This window comes from Streptomyces sp. CT34, assembly GCF_000805335.1.
Taxonomy (GTDB): Bacteria; Actinomycetota; Actinomycetes; order Streptomycetales; family Streptomycetaceae; genus Streptomyces.
The window spans coordinates 5,316,902-5,338,332 of sequence record NZ_KN708638.1; the positions used below are offsets into that span (position 1 = coordinate 5,316,902).

15 protein-coding genes and 4 pseudogenes are annotated in these 21,431 nt (G+C 68.1%); 12 read left to right on the forward strand and 7 right to left on the reverse strand.

Features of this window, described 5'->3' with window-relative positions; all coding sequences use genetic code 11:
* Positions 1 to 120: 120 nt before the first annotated feature.
* Complete coding sequence (locus tag RZ84_RS23295; protein ID WP_043265912.1) at positions 121 to 1,398, forward strand: IS701 family transposase; 1,278 nt, start codon at positions 121 to 123, stop codon at positions 1,396 to 1,398.
* Positions 1,399 to 1,497: 99 nt separating this feature from the next.
* On the opposite strand, the gene RZ84_RS23300 is transcribed toward RZ84_RS23295, so the two are convergent.
* Positions 1,498 to 2,505, reverse strand: a complete 1,008-nt coding sequence (locus RZ84_RS23300) for an IS630 family transposase (RefSeq protein ID WP_043265917.1) — start codon at positions 2,503 to 2,505, stop codon at positions 1,498 to 1,500.
* Positions 2,506 to 2,585: 80 nt separating this feature from the next.
* On the opposite strand from RZ84_RS23300, the pseudogene RZ84_RS41620 reads away from it, so the two are divergent.
* Together RZ84_RS41620 and RZ84_RS23305 are read left to right on the forward strand one after the other, a co-directional pair.
* Positions 2,586 to 2,725, forward strand: a pseudogene (locus tag RZ84_RS41620) (IS3 family transposase); the annotation flags it as partial.
* A gap of 562 nt (positions 2,726 to 3,287) precedes the next feature.
* Positions 3,288 to 4,240: pseudogene (locus tag RZ84_RS23305) on the forward strand (IS481 family transposase); the annotation flags it as partial.
* A 1-nt stretch (position 4,241) separates the two neighbouring features.
* On the opposite strand, the pseudogene RZ84_RS36980 reads toward RZ84_RS23305, so the two are convergent.
* A pseudogene (locus tag RZ84_RS36980) lies at positions 4,242 to 4,840 on the reverse strand (transposase); the annotation flags it as partial.
* 1,036 nt (positions 4,841 to 5,876) lie between these two features.
* Between RZ84_RS36980 and RZ84_RS23315 the strand changes: the two are divergent.
* Both RZ84_RS23315 and RZ84_RS23320 read left to right on the forward strand, forming a co-directional pair.
* Complete coding sequence (locus RZ84_RS23315; protein ID WP_043265918.1) at positions 5,877 to 6,806, forward strand: hypothetical protein; 930 nt, start codon at positions 5,877 to 5,879, stop codon at positions 6,804 to 6,806.
* Positions 6,807 to 6,845: 39 nt separating this feature from the next.
* On the forward strand, positions 6,846 to 8,960 hold the full coding sequence (locus RZ84_RS23320) for an AIPR family protein (RefSeq protein WP_043265919.1): 2,115 nt from the start codon (positions 6,846 to 6,848) through the stop codon (positions 8,958 to 8,960).
* A 16-nt stretch (positions 8,961 to 8,976) separates the two neighbouring features.
* Here the strand turns inward: RZ84_RS23320 and RZ84_RS39920 are convergent, their stop codons facing one another.
* Positions 8,977 to 9,198 (reverse strand): hypothetical protein, encoded by a 222-nt coding sequence (locus tag RZ84_RS39920; RefSeq protein ID WP_198540035.1) that lies wholly within the window; start codon positions 9,196 to 9,198, stop codon positions 8,977 to 8,979.
* A gap of 601 nt (positions 9,199 to 9,799) precedes the next feature.
* On the opposite strand from RZ84_RS39920, the pseudogene RZ84_RS23330 reads away from it, so the two are divergent.
* The 3 genes and pseudogenes from RZ84_RS23330 to RZ84_RS23340 all read left to right on the forward strand — a co-directional run.
* Positions 9,800 to 10,024, forward strand: a pseudogene (locus tag RZ84_RS23330) (transposase); the annotation flags it as partial.
* A 74-nt stretch (positions 10,025 to 10,098) separates the two neighbouring features.
* The gene (locus RZ84_RS23335; protein ID WP_063772697.1) at positions 10,099 to 10,467 is read left to right on the forward strand and encodes a hypothetical protein; all 369 of its coding nucleotides are present in this window, start codon (positions 10,099 to 10,101) and stop codon (positions 10,465 to 10,467) included.
* Between the two features lie 608 nt (positions 10,468 to 11,075).
* Complete coding sequence (locus RZ84_RS23340) at positions 11,076 to 13,088, forward strand: nuclease-related domain-containing DEAD/DEAH box helicase (RefSeq protein WP_241777829.1); 2,013 nt, start codon at positions 11,076 to 11,078, stop codon at positions 13,086 to 13,088.
* Positions 13,089 to 14,040: 952 nt separating this feature from the next.
* On the opposite strand, the gene RZ84_RS23345 is transcribed toward RZ84_RS23340, so the two are convergent.
* A complete protein-coding gene (locus RZ84_RS23345) occupies positions 14,041 to 14,328 on the reverse strand; it encodes a hypothetical protein (protein WP_157878888.1) in 288 nt (95 codons plus the stop codon).
* Positions 14,329 to 14,699: 371 nt separating this feature from the next.
* Here RZ84_RS23345 and RZ84_RS36990 point away from each other — a divergent pair, with 371 nt between their 5' ends.
* The gene (locus RZ84_RS36990) at positions 14,700 to 14,918 is read left to right on the forward strand and encodes a transposase (protein WP_157878889.1); all 219 of its coding nucleotides are present in this window, start codon (positions 14,700 to 14,702) and stop codon (positions 14,916 to 14,918) included.
* Between the two features lie 161 nt (positions 14,919 to 15,079).
* Here RZ84_RS36990 and RZ84_RS42515 read toward each other — a convergent pair whose 3' ends face one another.
* The gene (locus RZ84_RS42515) at positions 15,080 to 16,780 is read right to left on the reverse strand and encodes an acyltransferase domain-containing protein (protein WP_043265924.1); all 1,701 of its coding nucleotides are present in this window, start codon (positions 16,778 to 16,780) and stop codon (positions 15,080 to 15,082) included.
* Positions 16,777 to 17,274, reverse strand: a complete 498-nt coding sequence (locus tag RZ84_RS23355; protein WP_043265925.1) for a hypothetical protein — start codon at positions 17,272 to 17,274, stop codon at positions 16,777 to 16,779. The genes RZ84_RS42515 and RZ84_RS23355 overlap by 4 nt, the downstream gene beginning before the upstream one ends.
* 243 nt (positions 17,275 to 17,517) lie before the next feature.
* On the opposite strand from RZ84_RS23355, the gene RZ84_RS23360 reads away from it, so the two are divergent.
* A complete protein-coding gene (locus RZ84_RS23360; RefSeq protein ID WP_043265926.1) occupies positions 17,518 to 18,144 on the forward strand; it encodes a ScbR family autoregulator-binding transcription factor in 627 nt (208 codons plus the stop codon).
* Positions 18,145 to 18,158: 14 nt separating this feature from the next.
* Positions 18,159 to 18,914: an SDR family NAD(P)-dependent oxidoreductase gene (locus tag RZ84_RS23365; RefSeq protein WP_078894113.1), complete on the forward strand. Its 756-nt coding sequence runs from the start codon at positions 18,159 to 18,161 to the stop codon at positions 18,912 to 18,914.
* A gap of 64 nt (positions 18,915 to 18,978) precedes the next feature.
* On the opposite strand, the gene RZ84_RS23370 is transcribed toward RZ84_RS23365, so the two are convergent.
* Complete coding sequence (locus tag RZ84_RS23370; protein ID WP_043265927.1) at positions 18,979 to 19,896, reverse strand: ScbA/BarX family gamma-butyrolactone biosynthesis protein; 918 nt, start codon at positions 19,894 to 19,896, stop codon at positions 18,979 to 18,981.
* 365 nt (positions 19,897 to 20,261) lie between these two features.
* Here RZ84_RS23370 and RZ84_RS35185 point away from each other — a divergent pair, with 365 nt between their 5' ends.
* Positions 20,262 to 21,284, forward strand: coding sequence for a sensor histidine kinase (locus tag RZ84_RS35185; protein ID WP_198540036.1), 1,023 nt, complete (start codon positions 20,262 to 20,264; stop codon positions 21,282 to 21,284).
* Positions 21,285 to 21,431: the final 147 nt, after the last annotated feature.

A 21,431-nucleotide genomic window follows, 5' to 3' on the forward strand; every position in this document is an offset into this window, starting at 1 on the left:
TTGGAGTCATTCACCGTGTGCTTCACCGCCACTGCTGCGGTGGAAAGTCTCGTGAACGTCGTGCCTAGTAGGACTCCGTTACGTCTTCCCGATCACGGTTTCGGGGAGCATGTTGGGTGGATGGACATGCGACAAGTCAATGGCCTGCGGGCGGAGTTAGCGGAGTTCGTGGCGGATGTGTTCGCCACGGTGCCACGGCGGGACCAGCGGTCCAAGGGAGACTGCTACCTGCGGGGTCTGATGCTGGACGGGCGTCGCAAGTCGATCCAGGCGGTGGCCGGGCGGCTGCCGGACGGCAATGAGCAGAACCTGCAGCAGTTCGTGAATCAGTCGACATGGGATCCGACGCGGGTGCGAAGGCGGATCGCGGAGCGCATGGTCGGTCTGATCGGTCCTGATGCCTGGGTGATAGATGACGTGTCGTTCCCCAAGGACGGGACGATGTCGGTCGGGGTCGCTCACCAGTACTGCGGCACGCTGGGCAAGCAGGCCAACTGCCAGGTGGCGGTGAGCGTGCACGCGGTCACCGACACCGCCTCCTGCCCACTGCAATGGCGCTTGTTCGTGCCCGAGGAATGGGCGCACGATGCGGTGCGACGACGCAAGGTCGGGATGCCCAAGGAGATTCGGCGCCGCGAGAAGTGGCGCCTGGCCCTGGAGACCCTGGACGAGTTGGCCACATGGGGCTTGGTGCCGCCGGTGGTGGTGGCCGACGCCGGCTACGGGCAGAACGCCGACTTTAGGGCGTCACTGGCCGACAGGGGCATCGCCTACGTGGTGGCCATCCGCTCGGATGCGACTGTCCACCCGCACCACGCGGTACCCGTTGCCCCGCCCTGGTCCGGCAACGGCCGCCGGCCGCAGCCCCGCTACCGGGACAAGCCGTCCTCGGTGGCCGCACTGGCAAGCGCCCACGGCCGGCAGGCATTCACCGAGGTGACCTGGCGTGAAGGCTCCCGCGGCCAGATGCGCTCCCGCTTCCTGACCTTGCGGGTGCGGCCGGCCGGCGTCAGGGCCCGCCGCCTGGCCCAGGCCGCCGCCACCGCACGCCAGGGCAGCTGGGACGGCGTCCTGCCTGAGGTAACGCTGCTGGTCGAATGGCCCGAGAAAGCCGAAGCACCCAGCAACTACTGGCTGGCCGACCTGCCTGCTGACACTCCGCCCGCCGAGCTGATTCGCCTGGCGAAAATCCGCTGGCGGATCGAGCACGACTACCGGGAACTGAAACACGGGCTCGGCCTGGACCACTTCGAGGGGCGATCCTGGACCGGATGGCACCATCACGTCACGCTGGTCACCGCCGCTCACGCCTTCCTCACCGAACAGCGGCTCTCCCCAAAAGCCCGCACACCGGCCTCACGCTCTATCAGGTACTGGACGCCATCCAGAGCCTCCTGAACTGCTGGACTGGCATCTGCACCACGTGCCAACAACCGCTTGCCAGAACCGCCCCCAGACACCAAACCACAAGATTCACAACGACCTAACGGAGTCCTACTAGTGTCCTGAGTCGGGGATTCGTTTGCAGTATGCAGCGACTTTCTCGAGGATCTCGTCGGCGGTCTTGGTCCAGGTGAACGGTCGTGGGTTGTCGTTCCAGTCGGCCAGCCAGGTACGGATGTCGCGTTCGAGGGCCTGGACGGAGCGGTGGACGCTGCGTCGCAGTTTCTTGCTGGTCAGCTCCCCGAACCACCGTTCCACCAGGTTCAACCACGATGATCCGGTGGGGGTGAAGTGCAGATGGAAGCGGGGATGGGCCAGCAGCCACTTCTTGATCGCCGGTGTCTTGTGGGTGGCGTAGTTGTCCAGGATCAAGTGCACCGCGAGCTTGGCGGGAACCTCCTTGTCGAGCTTGATCAGGAACTTCTTGAACTCGGCGGCACGGTGCCGGCGGTGGAGTGATCCAATCACCTTGCCGGTGGCCACTTCCAAGGCGGCGAACAAGGTGGTGGTGCCGGCGCGGACGTAGTCGTGACTGCGGCGTTCAGGTACCCCGGGCATCATCGGATAGAGGCCGACGACGTCGCGGACCTTGTCGATGAACAGCGGGTCGGTGGACAGCTTGAAGGTCTGTGATCGGTGCGGGGCCAGGGCGAACGCCCGCCAGATCCGCGAGACGGCCGACTGCGACATCCCCGTCGCCGCGGCCATCGACCGCGTCGACCAGTGGGTGGCGTTCGTCGGCTTCTCCTCGAGGGTTTTGACGATCACCCGCTCGACATCGGCATCGGTGATCTTCCGGGGGCCACCGGGCCGAGGCTCGTCGCACAGGCCATCTGGGCCGTGTTCCAGGAAACGCCGTCGCCACTTGCGGACCGTGTCCGCAGCGATCCGCAGCCGGCGCGAAACCTCCATGATGGACAAGCCCTCGGCGCACTCGAGCACGATCCTCGATCGCAGCGACAGGGCCTGCGCAGTCGAGCGGCGACGCACCCACCCCTCAAGCACCGTCCTTTGAGCATCAGTTACTGTCACCGGCGGGATCTTCGGTCCTCGTTGAGTCACATACAACCAACGACGAAAACCCGACTCAGGACACTAGGGCGGATATGACGAGGGAGCCGTCGGAGCGGAGCTTCGCGGACACACAGCAGGAGTTGCGCATCGTGATCGTGACCTGTATCGAACGCAGCTACCACCGGCGCCGGCGCCAGAGACGCCTGGCCCGATTTCCCCCATCGAGTACGAGACCGTCATGACCTCACCCGCAGCCCTGGCTGCATAACCCCCCGCTGTCACCCGATCACGCAGCAGTCCCTCGCTGGATCCGGTCGACGGAATCCGGGCTCGCGCAGGTCACAGCGGTTGTGCCGATGTTCGGGTTCCCCTAACCGAGGAGGCGAAGGTGTCGGGCCTGAACGCTTTCCGATGGCGCAGCATGTGGAGCGTGTGGCGATCCTTGTCCTCCGTGTTGCGTGTGCGCGGTGCGTTACTTGCCAACTTGCCAAGCTATAGCGGCGCATTGAAGGGTCACGTAGTCTGCCGGCTGCGGGAGCGGCTTGCCGTCGAACAGGACTGCTGGGGTTCCCTGGAGTCCCGGGCTTCCTGTTCTAGCACGGGCCGTTCCGGGCAGGCGGCCCCCTGGACTTCGCTGCGAGCGGCCGGACCAGCCTTCGGGTCAGCACACGAAGTAGCGCATCTGGGTGCCGAGTCCATCCCGTGGCGCCATTGCGTCTCGCCGGCTAGGTGTATTGATCACGAGCGTTGTTAACGCTGGCCGGGCTTGATCATGGCGAAGACCTCCGGTGTGGTGGGGCTGACTAGGAACGCACCGCACGGAGGCCTTCGTGTCCCACCGTAATGCCCGGCTGACCGTCTTCGGCAGGCGACTACTCGTCGAACGTGTCCATTCCGGACGTCCCATCGCCCATGTCGCGGCCGAGATGAGCGTATCCCGCACCACGGCACACAAATGGTGCGCCGGTGGAGGCACGAGGGAGAAGCCGGGCTGGCCGACCGTTCCGGCCGCCCCCGCAGGACGCCGCACAAGACCGCGGCCGCCACCGAGGGGCACGTGTCTGCCGCCTACGGCAGGACCGCAAGCTCGGCCCAGCCCGCATCGGCCCGATCCTGGGCCTGCCCGCCTCGACCGTGCACCGCATCCTGGCCCGCCACGGCCTGAACCGCCTGGCCTTCCTGGACCGGCCCACCGGCCAACTCAATCAGACGCTACGAACGCGACCGGCCCGGCGAACTGATCCACGTAGACGTCAAGAAACTCGGCCGCATCCCCGACGGCGGCGGCCACAAGATGCTGGGCCGCCAAGCCGGCCGGGCCACCCGCAGCGCGATGGGCTTCGTCTACATCCACTCCGCCGTCGACGACCACACCCGCCTCGCCTACAGCGAGATCCACCGTGACGAAAAGGCAACCACGTGCGCCGGCTTCCTGCGACGGGCCGCAGCCTTCTTCGCCACCTGCGGTATCGACCGCATCGAACGTGTCCTGACCGACAACGCCTGGTCCTACCGCAAGAGCTTCGCCTGGCGGCAGGCGCTTGCCGACCTCGGCGCGGCCGGCAAGCTCACCCGCATCTACCGGCCGCAGACCAACGGCAAGGTCGAACGCTTCAACCGCACCCTGCTCGACGAATGGGCCTACATCCGCCCCTACACCAGCAACACCGACCGCACCACCGCACTGGACAGCTTCCTGCACAGCTACAACCATCACCGATGCCATACCGCACTCGGCGGCCAGCCACCCATCAGCCATGTGAACAACCCTGCGGGTCAATACACTGGGTGTGGACGGAGGCGAGCGAGGCGGCTGGGGCGGGCACGACGATGTCGAGGGTGCCGGTGCCGGGCACGACGACGGACTGTTCGCCGAGCGCGTCGAAGACGTCGTTGACCAGCCGCTGGGCCACGCGCGGCGCCTTGGGCCCGATGAGATCGACGAGTCGGCGGCGGCCGGCCTACCGTAGGGCGGCCGAGGAGCCGTAGCGCTCTAGGAGCCAGGTGACGGCCTGCTGGTCGAGGCGAGGGCCGAGGACGCGTTCGAGGCCGGGATGGAACTGGGTGAGCAGGCCGCGCATCCGGTTGGAAGTGCGGGTGGCCTCCGCGACGAGGTCCTGGTTGAAGCCGACGAGTACGGTCAGCTCGGCGGTGATCTCGTCGGTGAGCTGCAGCGTGCGCAGGGTGCGGGCCGGGTCCACGATCACCCGGACGGTGCCGAACTTCGCGGCCAGCTTGTCGAAGGCGGTCCGCAGCTTCGGCTCGCTGTTGGGAGCTGCTTGTCGAAGACCTTCTTTCCGGCCGGGGTCAGCCCGTGTACCTGATGGGCACTCTTGCCGACGTCCAGGCCGAGAAACACGCCTACGTCTTCGGTGTCGAACATCGCGCCCTTTCATGAGAGTTGAACGTGCCAGCCTCGGTTTCGGTGTCGTACGCGCGCATCCACGTTATGCAGGCCTGCCGCCCGCGAACTGCCCGGTATTGCGCCGGACCGGGCGGTGGCCGAACCTCTCATCAGCGTCTCCGACGGCACCTCCCGGGCCCGGTGACACCACCCCCAGGTCAACCGTTCGACAGGGGGCAACAGTCATGCCGGGCCCGGAGGCCAGCGGCCCTCTTGCAGGATTGCGGAAAACATAACGGGGCGGAGCCGGGCATGGCGTCGATGGCATACTTGTCCCGTGTAGGCCGGCGTCGGCGAGGAGGGACTGTGGCGTGGCGGCTGAGGACCTGGGTGATCGGCTCGACGGCAATGCGGGACAAGTCGATTCCACGGTAGGCCGTTTGACGCGGGGACAGCGGCCTGCGTGCGGCGTTGACCGGGCGCCAGGCAATCGGTGAGCCCGTCGGCTTGGTCCCCGAGGAACTGGGCGAAGATGTAATGGAGCCGGCCGGAGCGGCGAGAACTGGGGACGTGCAAGCTGGAAGCTGGAGTTGGCGCGCTACCATCCCCCTGAGCCTGGCTCGGTGTGGTGGCAGGCGGTTCGGGGGAGTGGATGACATTCGCACAACCAAGGCGGGTAGATTTCCCGTCTTCGGCGCGATCGCCGCGGCTGGCGATTCTGCGTCCTGACAACGACTTACTTCGTCTGCTCGATGCCGACCATGCCAAGGAAAGATCCTACTCCCAACCCTGCCGTGACTGGCCCGAGGTCAAGTCACACCTCGCGATCCTGCTTGCTCCTGCCGACCAGCAGGGTGACGAAGGTGGCGGGGAACAGGGGGAGCGGATATGGGGGCTGGGTATCGTGCGCCCTGCTCATGAGACCGATCGAGACCGGAAGGTCGTCGTCACCCGTGCGCGAAGCCTTCGAGGCCTGGTGCCTGTCTCAGGGCTCTGGTGCGCCGGCGGCGAGCGAGATGCCCCACTCTCCAAGTCGTTACCGGAAAGCGGTCCTGTCACGGTCGGCACGGACACCGTGTTCGCCAATCTCCGGCGGATCTCCCCTGATGTCGAGGCCGAAGTCCAGAGGCTGATGCCTTTGCTCGACGACGCCGAAGGCTGGAGCGAGGGGGAACTCCGCTGGCGTGATGAGCGTGACGCCCTGCTGCTTTTCGCCAAGATAGCCGGGGCGCCCCCTAACGACTTCTCGGAGGTACATCTCTGGGACAGGACAGCCGCCCGGGCAGCCTTTATCAGCGGGTTTATCGGGACTGCGGTTCAGCCGATGCTCGACGACATCCGCGGGCGGGCAGCGGAGAGGTTCAGCGGCATCGGTGAGACCGTCGTCCAAGCATTCGCGAACCGCGGAGGTAACCGAAGCTATGACTTCGAGGCCACGTCGATAACCGATCAGCGGGTGGTGGACGGTGGGGAGGGCTCCCTCGACGCCTACTACTACCACGTCGACACCCGGACGCTCGTCATGCTGCGCTACGTGCGTCTTGGCCCGAACGGGCTCTTCTCGCCTGACGCCCGGCCCAGTCTGGACGACTTCCGCAGCCGTGTTCACCGCCTGCCGAGACGCGCCCGGCGGAGCGCCGACGATTACAGCTTGCTGGACGACCCCCTCTTCCTCCGCATTCATGAGCCGGTGCCCTTTACCGCCACTCTGCACCGGACGAGCTCCGGTGCGATCTACCCCTACGACCAGGTCGCCGCAGAGATCTCGGCCGCGGCGGAACTCGGTCTTCCAGACCCTCGCGGGGGCGCGCTCACCCGCCACCTGGTACCGACCCACTTCGCCCAGCTGGTGCGCGACGGTTGGTTCGGCGCGAGAGAGGTGCCCTTCGAAGTGGCCTTGGACTGGGTGCAGGCCACGATCGACACGGCGGGTGTTGCTTTGGTGGTCGTGGACTTCAGCCATCGGCAGCGCGGCAACGGCTCAGGGATCAAGACGCGGGCCTAGGCCGGCGACAAGACACCACCAGTGGGAAGGCAACCATTCATGGCCACCTCGGGGGCGGACACACCTCGCCAGGTCACGCAGGTGCGCGAGCAACTGCACGAGACATTCGACGGGGTGATAGATGACAGCGACATCGCCCACTTCCGCGGGGACAACTACGAACAGCGTTTCCTCTCCCGTGCACTCGCAGCCCTTGCGGTACGACGCGTGGCCCAATGCACTGTGGCCGATGCTGCCCGGTTCGTCACGGACGGCATCGCGGACCAGGGGTTGGACGCCATAGCCCCCTTGCCGGAGAGCGGGCAGGCCCTGCTCGTCCAGGCGAAGTGGAGCGACAAGGGCATGGCGACCTTCGACGTGGACGCCGCCAAGGCGATGGTGGATGGCCTGAACCGGATCGAGAACGAACTGTACGACCAGTTCAACCAGCGTGCCGGCGCCCTCGCTCTGGAAGCCAGGCCGTTCATCGTCAACAAGAAGGCCATCCTGCTCATCGCGCTGATGGGCACCGCGGAGCCCTCCCCGCCAGCTCTAGAGGTTCTCAACAACGCTCTCGACGAGTTCAACAAGCACGGTGCCCGCTTGAGCGTCGAGGTGCTGTACGCCGCAGATTTCCATGACCAGATCCACGCGGATCTTCGGCCGGAGCCGATCTGCCTGGATGTGCGCCTTGACGACTGGTACCAGCAGAAGGGACCGCTCGAGGCCTATCAGGGTACGGTCTCCGCCGAGAGTGTCGCCGACTGGTACGAGACGCACGGTACCCGCCTGTTCGAGCAGAATCTCCGGGCCCCGCTCGGGACCACCGTCACGAATGCGGAGATCGGTCAGACCCTTACGTCCGATCCGACCAGGTTCTGGCACCTGAACAACGGCATCACCATGATCTGCGACTCGCTCACGGCGAAGAACGACAGCGCCAAGGCACCGCAGAGCAGGCCGACCACTCTCACCGTGACGGGGGCGAGCATTGTCAACGGCGCTCAGACAGTAAGGGCTGTCGCCAGGGCCATGCACGACGACGGTGAGGCCGCGGCCAACGCAACTCTGAGCATCAAGGTCATCAACACGCACGAGGACCGGAAATTCGGCGTACAGGTCTCGCAGGCGGCGAACCGGCAGAACGCCATCGAGCAGCGTGATCACATCGCGCTCGAACCTGTGCACCAGGCGATCAAGGCCAACCTGCGCGCCGAACTGCGTAAGCAGTATGTGATCAAGAGGGGCGAGCCGGTCGCTGCGCCCGAGACCGGTTGTTCACTGGACGAACTCGCCCTCGCCCTTGCCTGCCTCCACCCGGATGCAGAACAGGCCGCCCGGGCCGCCAGTTCCACGGAGAACCTCTGGGAGCAGGGTCCCAAGGGCAGCCACACCCTGCTGTTCAAACGCGAACCCTCTCCACAGAAGGTGTGGCGTTCTGTACTCACACTGCGCGCAGCGCGGAGCGCGGTCTACGAACTGGGCAGTGGGCAGAACAGCCGTGAGGCGGCGACCGCGGAGCACGGTGGCTTTCTCGTCACCCACCTGCTCTTCCAGCATCTCGGCGCCACGAGCATTGATGACCCCGACTTCGACTGGGACAGCGAGGTCCTGGAGAAGATCCCCGCCCTTGCACCGGACCTGGTGCGTCGGCTGACGCACCAGATCGTCACTCGTCACGGGCCGCGTCCTCAGATCAGGACCGCCTTCCAGACCGCAGAGACATGCCGAGAGCTCGCGAAACATGTCCTCGGCGACCTGGCCGATGGCGTCGCCGTTCCTGCACCTCCCGTGAAGGAGCGCAAGCCGCGCCGCCAAAACACGGTGCCGCTCCTGGTCGACCGCCGTGTCATCAAGGACGGATCCCCTCTTCGATACGTGGCTCTGAACGAGCCCGAGCGTGATGCCATGGAAGAGTGGCTCGTCGAAGACGAACGGCGACGCCAGGCGACCTGGGTCAATCACCGGACCAAGCCGATCCTGTGGGCGTACGACGAGCAGCAGTACTCGCCGTCCGGGCTGGTGTCGAAGATGTGGGCGGATGCTGAATGGGACGATCGGCCGGTGGCCAACCAGGGGACGGCTCGCTGGTCCGTCGCGGATGGTTCCAGCCTGTGGGACCTGGCACGGCGCATCCACAGCGAAGAGGACGAAGAGGGTGAGGACGGGGCCTGACGGCACCGGCGGGACGTCAGTAGGGGTCGGGCCCTTCTGGGCAGTGCAGCCGGGCGAGGAGATCGGCGATCTCGCGGGTCTCCTCGTGGTCCCCGCCGAGGAGAACGCACATGTCCTCGTGGAGAGCGTCGAGGACACCCTCGGCCTCGGTGCGGCGGCCATAGGAGAAGAGGAGCACACCGATACTGCGGTGCAGATCGAGAGCGGTCTCGGAGGCGTCCCCGGCCGCGTCGGACACGACCTCCAGGACCTCCTGGAACTCCCGCAGGGCTACCGTAGCCTGACCGAGGTTGGCTCGGCGGTGGGCGGCGTGCCGACGGCACTCCAGCGCGCTTTCATCGGCCGGTCCCGCCGCACGGGCGTAGACGGCGGTCAGCGCGTCGAACTCCGGTAAGGCGCGCGGAAGTCCTCGCCAGCCATGAGGACCGACGCGCGCTGCCGCCGTCGATCGAGCACACGGGCGTTGTGTACGCCGAGGGCGGTGGCCGCCGTCGCGATCGCTGCCTTGAGGACGTCCGCAGCCTGGGCGAACCACCCGCTCTCGGCGAGGTCCGCGGACCGGGCGTAGGCGTCCCGGAATCGTATCCCGCAGCGCAGTGTCGACGCGCGCCGGGACCGGTATGGGAGCCACTGGAACGGGCGAGGGCGTAGGCGCCGTGGTCCGCCGCAGGGGTGCGTTCGGCTGTCGGTAGACCACCGTCGGGTCGGGAACTTCGGGAGGGGAGCCGTCGTGGGTGAGGGCCGCGGGCTCGGCTGTTGATCCCGGTTGCGGCAGGTGCGGCGACAGGCGCTCATACACCGCGTACGCGTCGGCCGGACGCTGCTACGACTACGACCACCTGCGCCGATGGCTTCGCCAGCGCGGCATCCGCCACCGCATAGCCCGCAGGGGCATCGAGTCCTCGCAGCGGCTGGGACGCCACCGCTGGGTAGTGGAGAGGTCCGTGTCCTGGCTGGCCGGCTGCCGACGCTTGCACCGCAGGTACGAGCGCAAGGCCGAGCACTTCCTCGTCTTCGTCGGCATAGCCGCAGCCCTCATTGGCTACCGCCGACTCACCAGATGACGCGCAGCGGCATCAGCGATCCTGGCATGCTCAGCAGTGTGATCGGATGGATACGCCGTACCCCACGGTGGGCAGTGGCACTGATCGTGCTGTACGTCATCGTCCTGGTCGTCGTGGGCGCTGCCTCCCACGTCGCCGCCCTCTTCCGGAGAGGCTTGCACCCTTACCCGTGGGCTCCGCAGTGGCTGAACCTGTTCTGGTCGTCCCTGGCGATCTTCGATCCTCTGGCAGCGGCGCTTCTGGTGTGCGGTAAGCGAGTCGGAGTGGATCTGTCCTGCGGCATCATGGCAACCGATCTGGCCGCCAACTGGTACGCCGCTTACGGCGTCCAGAACACCACCCTGGCCACCCAGCCAGGGCTACGAAAGCTGACGGCTTTCACCCTCCTTGTGTTTCTCACCGGGCCCTTCATACGTTCACGCCTCCGGTTCATCACCATCTGAAACAACGTCTTATTAGTGGGGATGTCGGATACCGGAGATGGGCAGGGGGCATCGCACCCTCCCGATGGTGGGGCATACCCGTCGCCGAGGTCAGTTTTGAGGCGCCACGTCGTGCGCAGTGGCGCCGTGGAGGGCGCCGATGTCGTGGCGGAGTGGTGGGTCTCGGATCCTGCCTGGCGGCCCAAGGCGTAAGGACCTGCCGGGCCGGTCGCCCACGAGTTCCGTCAAGTAGGCGTTTGCCTCCCGGAGTTTGGGCGCGAGCTCCCAGGTCTGGCCGCTCAGATCGGCCCCGGTGAGTTCGCAGCGTCGGCGCCGGTGTCGTCGTACTCGCGTTTCTCAACAGCGCACAGTTGCTTCCCTTGATCACTCCGACGAGGCGGAGAGTGCCTGTCAGAGCATGCTGTCCCAGAGAGCCCGTGGCACGGCCGGTGAATGTGCGGCAGGCATCTGTGGGGCTGGTATGCGCTCTGTCGCTCCCGCCGCTGACCGTCCTACGATCGTCACTTCGCGTACGAGGGCGGGGGCTGGATATGGCGGCAGGGGGATCGGCGTCGCGACGGGCGCAGGAGGCGCGGCGACAGGAGCGGCTGCTGCGAGAGCAGTGGCAGGTGGCCCGCCAGCAAGCCCGCCAATGGGGAGCAGCAAGCGAGGGCGAGCGACGTGTTGCCGCCCAGCTGCTCGTGCTGACCGCGCGCGGATGGCGACTGCTCGTGGACCGGCGCTGGCCGGGCACTCGCACATCGAACGCGGACATGTTGCTGGTGGGACCCGGCGGTGTCTTCGTCGTCGACGTAAAGAACTGGCGCTCTGCCCCAGAGGCCGCGGACGGAAAACTGTGCGCCGGAGGCGAGCCGCGGGACGACCAGGCAGCCAAGCTGCTTGCTGTCACGAAGGCTGTCGAGGGCGCGGTGGCATCCCTTGGTATGTCCCCAGTGGCAGTCCAGCCCCTGATGGTGTTCGCAGGACAGCGCATCGATGCCGGCCTTGGCCGGATACGACTCCTGGGGGAGCAGGAAACCGGTCCCGCGCTGCTGTCACAGCGGCACAGGCTACGGCCGGAGTCGGTCCGCGCCATCGCCGATCATCTGGAGCGGGTCTTCCCGGACTACGAAGGGGCGGCGATCACCCAGCAGGCGCTGCCGGCGTCAGAGCGACCCCAACACGACTCCCCTGATGGACTGTTCGACCTGCAAGGGCTGCGCGACGCCGCATTGGAGGAGGGGATGCGGGCGCCGATCGAGCAGTGGATGACCTTCCTGCACCCCGACCAGGTCGCGCTGGTGCGCCGCAACTGGTCGGGCCCGGCACGCGTCAGCGGCCCGGCGGGTACCGGCAAGACGGTGGTAGCCCTGCACCGTGCCGCCTACCTGGCCAGGCGCACGACCGGCCGCATCCTGTACGTCACCTTCGCCAACAACCTGCCCCGCGTGCAGAGTACGTTTCTCAAGACCATGGCTCCGGCCGTCGCTGACCGGGTGAACTTTCGCAGCCTGCACTCCTGGGCACAGGAGTTCTTGCAGGAGCGCAGCATCCCGGTGAGGCTGCACGGTGACAAGGCGGAGACCGCCTTCAGCCTCGCCTGGAAGCACGTCGGGCGCGAGAGCCGCCTGGTCGAGATCGATCCGGCCCCGGCCTACTGGCGTGAGGAGATTGACTACGTCATCAAAGGACGCGGCCTCACCACGTTCGAGGAGTACGCGACCGTCACCAGGCGGCGGCGGAAGGCGAGCCTGCGCCGAGCCCATCGGCAATCCGTGTGGGAGCTGTACGAGGCATACGAATCGCTGCGCGGCGAGCGCGGTGTGCACGACTTCAACGACGTCCTCTCGCTCGCCCTCACCGAAGCAGCACGCCACCGTGACCGGCCTTTGTACGAGGCCGTCATCGTGGATGAGGTTCAGGACCTCACGCTTGTCGGAGTACGCCTGCTGCACGCGCTCGTTGGTGATGTACCCAACGGCCTGCTGCTCGTCGGGGACGGCCAGCAGGCCGTATACCCAGGCGGCTTCCGACTCTCCGACGCGGGCATCGACATCCGCGGCGATCGCGGACAGGTCTTGCGCACCAACTACCGCAACAGCAAGCAGATCCTGGACACCGCCCTCACCGTCGTGGCCGACGACGCGTTCGAGGACCTCGACGGACTGACCACGCCAGGCCGTCGCGACGTCGACCTCACTTACCACGATGGGCGCGTGGCCCGCGTCACCAGGCCCACGGTGGACGCTCACGACAAGGAACTCCTGGACGCCATGCGAGCCCTGCCCGATGGTGCGCGCGCCGACACCGCGCTCCTGTGCCCCTCTATGCGAGCCATCGGCCACTACCAGCGCCTGCTCACCCAGGCGTCCATCCCGGTGTGCCTGTTGGAGCACTACGACGGCCACGCCGTCGACGCGGTCAAGCTAGGCACCTATCGCAGGGCCAAAGGTCTGGAGTTCAAGAACGTCTTCCTGCCTCAGCACGACGCGGCACTCCCACGTGAGACGCCGGCTGACACCGCCGACGGCACGAAAAAGTCAGAGACGGCTCAGGAACGCGAGCAACTGCTGCGCAGCCAGCTCTTCGTGGCCATGACCCGGGCTCGCGACCTGCTCTGGCTCGGCAGCATCACCAGGTAGCGGCCAGGGAGCCAGCGCAGTACGCGCCCAGTCCCCCTTTCTATTGGAGTACGCGCCGCAGCAGAGGGCGAACTTCGAAGGCGTGCTGGGCCTGGTCTGCATCAAGTCGCGACTGGCCCGCACCAAGTGATTGCGTCCAACAGGGGCCAGCGCCTTCATCGCCCGTGCCAAAAAGCCAGGTCGGAGGAGGTCTGCCGACCCGTCCGTTGGCGGGAAACGGGCTTGTTGTCCGCCTCGGTGCCGTCCGTGGAGTCGAGAACCTCGGTGACATGGTGGCCGATGGTCGGTGGAGCGACGGAGTAATCACAGGTGTTGACGCGAACGTAGTGATCCCGGGTTGTCGCGGCGCGGCCCATCTCCACAACACGTCAAAAGACCTCTGTGACGGTGGACCGTTCTGGCTAGTGGCCCTGTCGCCGCAGAAGCGGCAATCGCAGACGCCAAGGTCCATCGACCCCCGCACCGCTGCTCCTCGTAACGGGTCACCTCTTCTGTACCAGCCGTGCGTAGCCATACCGGAGCGCCGACCAAGATGCGTTGCGCGTCACTCAGATTGCCCCTGAGGGACCGACGGCTCTCGGTCAGTACGACATCGGTGTAGATCTGGGCGAACCACTTGCAGCAATCGGCGTGTCCGAGGGTATAGCCGCGAGTCCAAGGCCAGCCTTCATGATGCGCTTCGCTGCCGGTGCTCCCTTGGTGCACAGCGATTTTCAGGGCTTCGAGAGACAGCGACTCCGGATCGTTCCACTGGGACGTGTTCCGGCTCCCTCGGCTCTCCAGCAGTTCCGCAATCGCGTACCAGGCGGAGGAATACCATCCGTCCTCAGGGCCGTCCGACAGTTGAAATACGCGTCCGGGGATGTTGTCCATGCTGCCGAAGAGGACTAGATCGACCCGCTGACCTCTGCTGCTGGTCGTCGGGATGTGCACCAACGCTCCCTTGTCGCGCTCAGGTCCACCGATGAAACCTGGCAAGGTGGACTTGGCCGACGCCCCTGGCGAAGCGGGCTGGAGGTGGTGTCGCAAAGGTAGACACCGCTTGGCTGCCGATAGCGCTCTCGATCTTGCGTGCCTTCTCAAGGCGTGTCAGTTCTGTCCGTTCCCGGTTGCCGACTTCCGCCCCGACGCCCTGCGGCGCTGCCTTGACAGTCCAGCTGAGCTGCGCGGTCAAGCCGATGCCGTTGTCCAAGTCGATCTGCGCAACGCGACGCTCCGACCAATAGAGGTAGCTGCCCACATCACCCCTGCGCACCCCTGGCCCTCCTGCTGTGATTGTTCAACTCCACAGCGTAGAGCCAGACTTCACCAGGTGCGCTCTAAATGATGCTCAAGGATATGCCGCTCCGGTGACTGCCAAAACTCCCATTGCATTTTCTTGATCATTCTGCCAGGTTAGGCTTGATGTTCGCAGTAAAATCGTCAAGCAGCTTGGCGGGAATTCCATACCGGTCGGGCCCCTTGGTTGGGTCTGATATCTCTGGACCAGGTCGCTGCCCTCCTTGACCGCATGGAGCGAGCACTGGATACGCGCTTCGACTGCGACTCTGTGGTACGTAAGCGCTGCTCGGTTGGAGCACGGACGGATGGTTTCCCTGCCTGCGGCCCCGCGTGGCTCCACGCCTGTTCGCCGAGATAGGGGGCGATCTCACCCGCTTCGAGACCAGTCGCGGCCTGCGGGCATACGCCGGCACCGCCCCGCTGACATGGGCATCCGGGGAAAGCCGGGCCGTCACCCACCGCACCGTCTGCAACAGGCGTTTGAAGAACGCCGTTCATCAATGGGCATTCGGAACGCTCACCAGGTCTCCGGGATGCCGGGCTCTTTGAGGGCGAAAGATGCTCTCGCACCGTCCAGGACCTCTTCCTTCTGCTGCCCACGGCCTCGACGCCCTCCTGGACGTCGAGGCCGGGCCTACGGTGCCGCGCCCGTAGCGGCAGGGCGAAGCCTTCAGACGTCCGGGGGGGGAGACGCACGGCAATAAGCCCCTTTACCATCCGCTGGTTGGCACTCTGGATCTCTCCTTCGAGACCCTTCGCATTCCCGACGAACGGGGCTCGGACGCGGCCCGCAGCCTGCGACTGCTCGCGGGGAAGGCGAAGGCCGAGGAGTGGGAGTAGGAGTGGGAGTAGTGGGAGTGGAGGAGGTCCGTGATGAGGTCTACGACCTTGTTGAGGGTTTTGGGGGTGGCCGGTGCGACATCGTCGAGTTCGGGCAGGCCGTAGTGCCGCAGGGCGCGGGAGAGCAGGTCGGACTGCTCGGCCTCGCAGATGCCCAACTCGGCGCCCAGTAAGGCATATGGGGTGATCAGGCCCTCGGGGAGGGACAGGGCGCGGGCGTAGAGCGCCCGGACCGTCGTCATCAGCTCCCCGCGGTCCGGCACGGCGGCGGCTGCGGGCCCCGATCCGGCGGGCGTGGGTCCCGATGCGGCCACCGGCTTCGCCGATCCGCCGGTCCCGGCATCGCCGGACGCATCGCGGAACGCCGTCGCCCGCCGGCTCACCAGCTGGACGACATCGCGGCCCGCCGCCGCCCAGAAGGCGGCGAACTCCCGCTCCGTCAGCTCGGGCGCCAGCCGCGCCCGCAGCGGCTGGAGGCAGTCGCCCACCGCCAGCCCGGCCTCCCTGAGCGCGGTCAGCGTGTCGGGCAGCCGCAGTTCGTCGCCGTGCCCGGTGTAGAGCGTGGGCAGCACGGTGACGAAGTGGCCCGCGCCCTCCTCGCTCAATGTCCGGTGCACCAGGGAGGAGAGGGTGGCGCCCCCGCCGGTTTCGACGAAGGTCCGCTCGCCGTGCCCGTGCAGGGCCCGTACCGCGTCGGAGAAATTCTCGGTGAGGTTCTCGGTGGAGTTCTCGGAGGGCTTCGCAGGGCGGGTGAGATGGTCGGCCAGCAGGTCGGGCAGCGGCTCGGTCGTTCCGTAGCGGCGTCCGAGAATGGGGGAGTGGACGGGCACCGCCAGCGGCTGTTGGGGCAGGTCGCGGACGGCCGCCGCGAAGCGGGGCGCCACCGTCGCGAGCGAGGGGGTGTGCGGCGCGGATCCGGCGGCGAGATCCGCGTATCCGATGCCCAGCCGGCCGGCCACCGCCTTGACCTGGTCGATCGCCTCGCGCGGCCCGCTGAGCACGGTCTGCGCGTCGTGGTTCTCCGAGGCGACGGACAGCAGCGGATGGTCCACCAGACCCACGAGGTGGGCCGCGCGGTCCGGGGAGACGGAGAGCGTGAGCATCGCGCCGCCGGCGGCGTCCCGCTCGCGGAGCAGGCCGCTGCGGTGGATCACGATTCGCGCACCGTCCCCGACGGAGTACCCGCCCGCGGCCACCAGTGCCGTGATCTCGCCGAGGCCGTGCCCCACGAGCACGCCGGGGCGCAGCCCGTGGTCGGTCAGGATCCGGTGAGCGGCCAACCCCGAGCCGTAGACGGCAAGTTGGAGCACCCAGGGCTCGTCGGCGCCCAGGCGTGCTGGGTCGGCGGGTTCGTCGCCGAGCAGCAGATCGGAGAGGCGGCGTGCGGACAGCTCCTCGGTGACGGCATCGATCTCGTCGAATACGGCGCGGACCTGGGAGTACCCGTGGTCGGCCCGGCTCAGCGCCGGGCCGTCGAAGCCGCCCTGCCCGGGGAAGAGGAGTACGGGGCCACCGGTGCCACCAGTTGGCTTCTCCGTGCCGTGTGATGTCTGTGCGTCCTGTGCGGTCATCGTTGGGTCCCCCTTTGCCCGTACGAGGTGTCGCCTTGTCCGTACGAGGTGTCGCCCTCGGCTGGGCAGCAGTGCTCGGCGGCGCGCTCGTCGTCGTACGCGCTGCCGCAGACCAGGCACATCCGGCGCCGGTAGGCGAACAGGCCGGGCAGTGGGATGAACCGGTGTGGGCCCTGGTGGACGCACTCCAGCTCCCCGAGCGCGACGAGCTGCCGGATACGGGGCCGCGCAAGGCCCAGCAGGGACGCCGCCGTCGGGAGGGGCACGGAGAGCGTCGCCAGGTCCACGGGCCGGTAGTACACCCGGGGCTGGGCTCGGCCGTCCGGCTCGTGGGCGTACGGATCCGGCCCGCAGGCGTACGGGTCCGGGTCGAGGTGCGTACCGGCGGGATGGGCACGGGCGGGGGGCTCGGCCCGTGCGCGCGCCGGGGACGGGCCAGGCGCGGCGCGGGCCGCGGCGTTCGCAGGGGCGGCGGGCAGCAACAACTCAGCCATGCGGGAACCCTAGGCAGCGCCACCGCCCGCGATCCGGCGCTGCGCACCGGAAGAGACACCGGCAGGGGTCGAAAGTGGCATCGGCCGGCGCCCGCGATGTATCCGAAGGGCACGGTTGGACGAAGAGATCCGGTTGGGCGGAGAGGTCCGGTTGGCCCGGGCGAGACCCCGCTGGACGGAAAGATCGATGCCGGATAACATAGAGGGCATTCTTTTTTCTCTAGGGTCGTCAGGGGTCGATCGATGACGCGCACGCGACCGACGCAGGAACGCGCGGTACGGACGCGGGAGTTGCTGCTGCGCGCCGGGGCCGAGGTGTTCGACGAGTGCGGCTACGCCGGAGCCGGCGTCACCAAGATTCTCGAACGGGCCGGGCTCACCGCCGGAGCGCTGTACTTCCACTTCAAGTCGAAGGAGGGGCTCGCCAAGGCGGTGATGAACGCGCAGTCGGGGACCATCGAGCCGCTGCTGGCCTCCGAGGGGTTGCAGCGGCTGGTGGACATCACCCTGGTCTGGGCCCAGCGGCTCCAGGTGGACCCGGTGCTGCGGGCGGGGGTGCGGCTCTCGGTGGAGCAGGGCAGCTTCGGTGTGCAGGACGCCACCGCCTATCTGAACTGGCGGGACATCATGACGGAGTGCCTGCGCCGGGCGGAGAGCGACGGGGAGTTGCTGCCGGACGTGGACCCGGGCCAGGTGGCCGAGTTCGTGGTCGGCGCCTGTACGGGCGTGCAGCTGTATGCGCAGCTGGTGAGCAACCGCGCGGACCTGCCCCAGCGGACCGTCGCGATGTGGCAGCTGCTGCTGCCGGGCATCGCCGGTGCCGATGTCGTACGCCGCATCGACCTGGACCCCGAGCGCGGGCGCGCATGACCGAGGAGCACGGGATGTTGAGCGGCAAGGTCATCATGATCACGGGCTGCTCCAGCGGGATCGGGGCGGCCGCGGCGCGGCTGTTCGCCGCGGAGGGGGCGGCCGTGGTGCTGGTGGCCCGCCGGGCGGACCGGCTGCACTCGTTGGCCGCGGAGATCACCGGTGCCGGTGGCCGGGCCGCGGTGTCGGCCGGGGACGTGGTCCGCGAGGAGGACGTCGAGCGGGCCGTCGCGGTGGCGACCGAGCGGTTCGGCGGGCTGGACGGCGCGTTCAACAACGCGGGCTGGGCCACCGCGGGAAGCACCCTGCACGAGACCGACAGCGCGGTCTTCGACCGGGTCATGAGCGTCAATGTGCGCGGGCTGTGGAACTGCCTGCGGCACCAGATACCCGCCATGCTCGCCTCCGGCCGCGGCGGGTCGGTGGTCAACACCTCCAGCGTCGCGGGCCTATTGGCCACCGGCGCCACTGCCCCCTACGTGGCTGCCAAGCACGCGGTGCTGGGGCTGACCAAGGCCGCCGCCTCCGAGTACGGCCAGCGCGGCATCCGCGTCAACGCCCTGGTGGTGGGCAGCACCCGCACCGAGCTGATGGACGAGATGCTGACGAACACCCCGTCGCTTGAGGGGAGTTTCGTCGACCGCTCGGTGCAGAAGCGGATGGCCGATCCGGCGGAGATCGCCCAGGCCGCGGCCTGGCTCTGCAGCGACCGGTCGTCGTTCGTCACCGGAGCCCCGGTGCCGGTGGACGGCGGCTGGACCGCCGCGTAGAGCGGGTCGCCAAGCCGAAAACGTCGTCGAGCTCCCGGTCACCGGCCGCCGCACGGCGGGGGGCTCACGCCAGCGTGACCGTACTGCCGAAGACGGCCTCCTCGTCCTGGCGGAGGGTGACGCGCACCCGCCGCTGCCCCTGCGCGCTGTCGGGCAGCGGAGCGGTCTCCACCCAGCAGGGCCGGTCGAGTTCGACGTAACGGGCGAAGTCGCAGTCCATGGCGACGGCGGTCACCGGGCGGGGGTGGGCCGCCGCCTGTGCCGCCTGCCGGGCGGCCTCCAGGAGCAGCATGCCCGGCGCATGGTCGACGGGGTGGTCGAAGAGGATCGGGTGGGCGGTGTCCACCCGCAGCTGCCAGCGGTCGGCGGTGTCGGTGGGGGAGAGGACGACGTCCTCGTACCGGTCCCGGCCGACCCGGTGCGCGGGGGCCGGCGGCGGCAGCGGCAGCGCGCGGGCCATGGCGTGTGCCGCGTCGTGGCGCACGCCGCGCAAACGCCGGTAGACGGCGGGGTCCTGAATGGTGAACCGCGATCGCGCGGTGCCCAGCGCCACGCCGTCCCGTACCGCCTCGATCCGCATCGTCATGGCCGCCGCGCGCTCCTTGCGGTAGGCGATGTCGCAGCAGGTGACGTGCAGGGTGAGGCCGGCGTCGGACCCGGTGTCGCGCAGGGCCTCGGGGCGCAGGTCGCTGGTGAAGTCCTTCCAGAGCAGATGGTGTCCGACGGGTACCCGGTAGGCGGCGTGCGACAGCATCGGGAACATCTGGCGGATCGTCTCGGTGAACAGCAGCGGGTCGTGCAGACCGTTGCGGGTGCGGTAGAAGCCGTGGGCGCGGGGCCAGCGGGCGGTGACGGCGAAGCTGTCGGGGCCGGTGCGCCGCCAGTGTGCGAGCAGCACTTCCCGGGCGGACAGCTTGTGGGTGAACAGCTGCGGCACGGCGGTTGCCGTCGCCGGGGCGGGACGCTGAGCGGTGCGAAGCATGGCGAGAGTCCTTCTGGTGGTGCGGAGGCGCCGCGATCCGCGCAGACGCCGGCTAAGGCGCTGGTCAGGTGCGGTGCCGTGAACCTGTGATCCAACATAAAGGTCATTCTTTTTGTTTGTCGACAGGCGGCGGTGTGATGGCCGTCGCACCGCGCCGACGGGGTTGGTGGCCCGTCAAAGCCCAGGTCATCGGGGGGATTTGGCGGCGAGGCGACTCCGGGGTGACTCCCGACGGGAAACAAAACAGAATGTTCTGTATGGTTTTAGCGTCCGCCCGCTCCGTGAGGCCCGTGGGGGAGGACGTGTGTCCGCGCGCCGTGCAACGGCACACGGCACTCCGGGTACCGGTTCCCGAAAGGACCGACATGACTTTGATGACCGTGTCGCCGGCCGGCATGCCCGACCCGTCCGACCTGGCGGGCGTGCTCCGGCCCGGCGAAGCGGCCGCCGTGCTGCGCCGGTTCGAGCTGTCCCTGCCTGGTGTGCTGGATGCCACCGAGCGCCGCTCGGTGGCCCTGCACCACCAGCTCACCGCCTATGCGCGCCGCACGCTGGCCGCCGTCGACCCCGCCCTCGCCCCGCCCGTCGCCCATGACGCGGGGGGCGGTGCGCGGCCGACGCCCCGCCATACGGCCGCGGCGGCCGAGCTGCTGCTCGAATGCGCACTGCTGCAGATTCTGGAGAACGGCGTCGCCAACGAGGAGGCCGGGTTGCTGCGCGGCATCGGTGTCGTACGCACCATCGGCGCCGCCCTGCGGGGCACCGCAGGACCCGCGTCGTGTGGCGGCCCGCCCCGTGACGCCCCCGAACCCCGGGCGTTGGCCCGCCAGTTACACGACGAGGTGGGCAACGCACTGGCCAGCGCGCTGCGCCGGATGGAACTCTGCGAGAGCGGCCCGGCGCCCGCGCGGCAGCTCGCCGCCGCCAAGGACGCCGTACGCGAGGCCATCGCGCACACCCGCGAGATGATCACCGGGCTGCGCGGCCGCGGTGCGCCGCCCCCGCTCGAAAGCGCCCTGGACGTATGCCTCGCCGACCTGGCCCGGCCCGGGGTCGAGGCGAGTGTCCGGGTCGACGGAGAGGAGGCGAGCCTGCCCGAACACCTCCGCCGTGAGCTGTTTCTGATCCTCCGTGAGGGACTGCGCAACGCCTTCGCCCATGCGCGGGCAGCCCGTGTTTCCGTACGGGTGCGGATAGGCGCCCGTACGGTGTGGGCCCAGGTGGCCGACGACGGGGTGGGGTTCGACGCGGCGGGGGCGCCGGGCGCATCCGGCGGCGGGTACGGACTGTGCTCGATGGCCGAGCGCGCCCAGGAGTTGGGCGGCGAGCTGGCCGTGACCTCGTCCGCCGGGCGCGGTACCCGGGTCGATGTCCGGGTGCCGTTGTGAGAGGTGCCGTTGCGGAGGGCCGCTGTGAGGGGTGCGCGACCTGCGCCGCGGCGGGATGAGAGTCTGTGATTCCGTTTGCCCCTCATTCTCGTTCGGGTCCCAACTCCGACCATGAGCAAGGCAGTACGGACCAAACCAACCCAATCA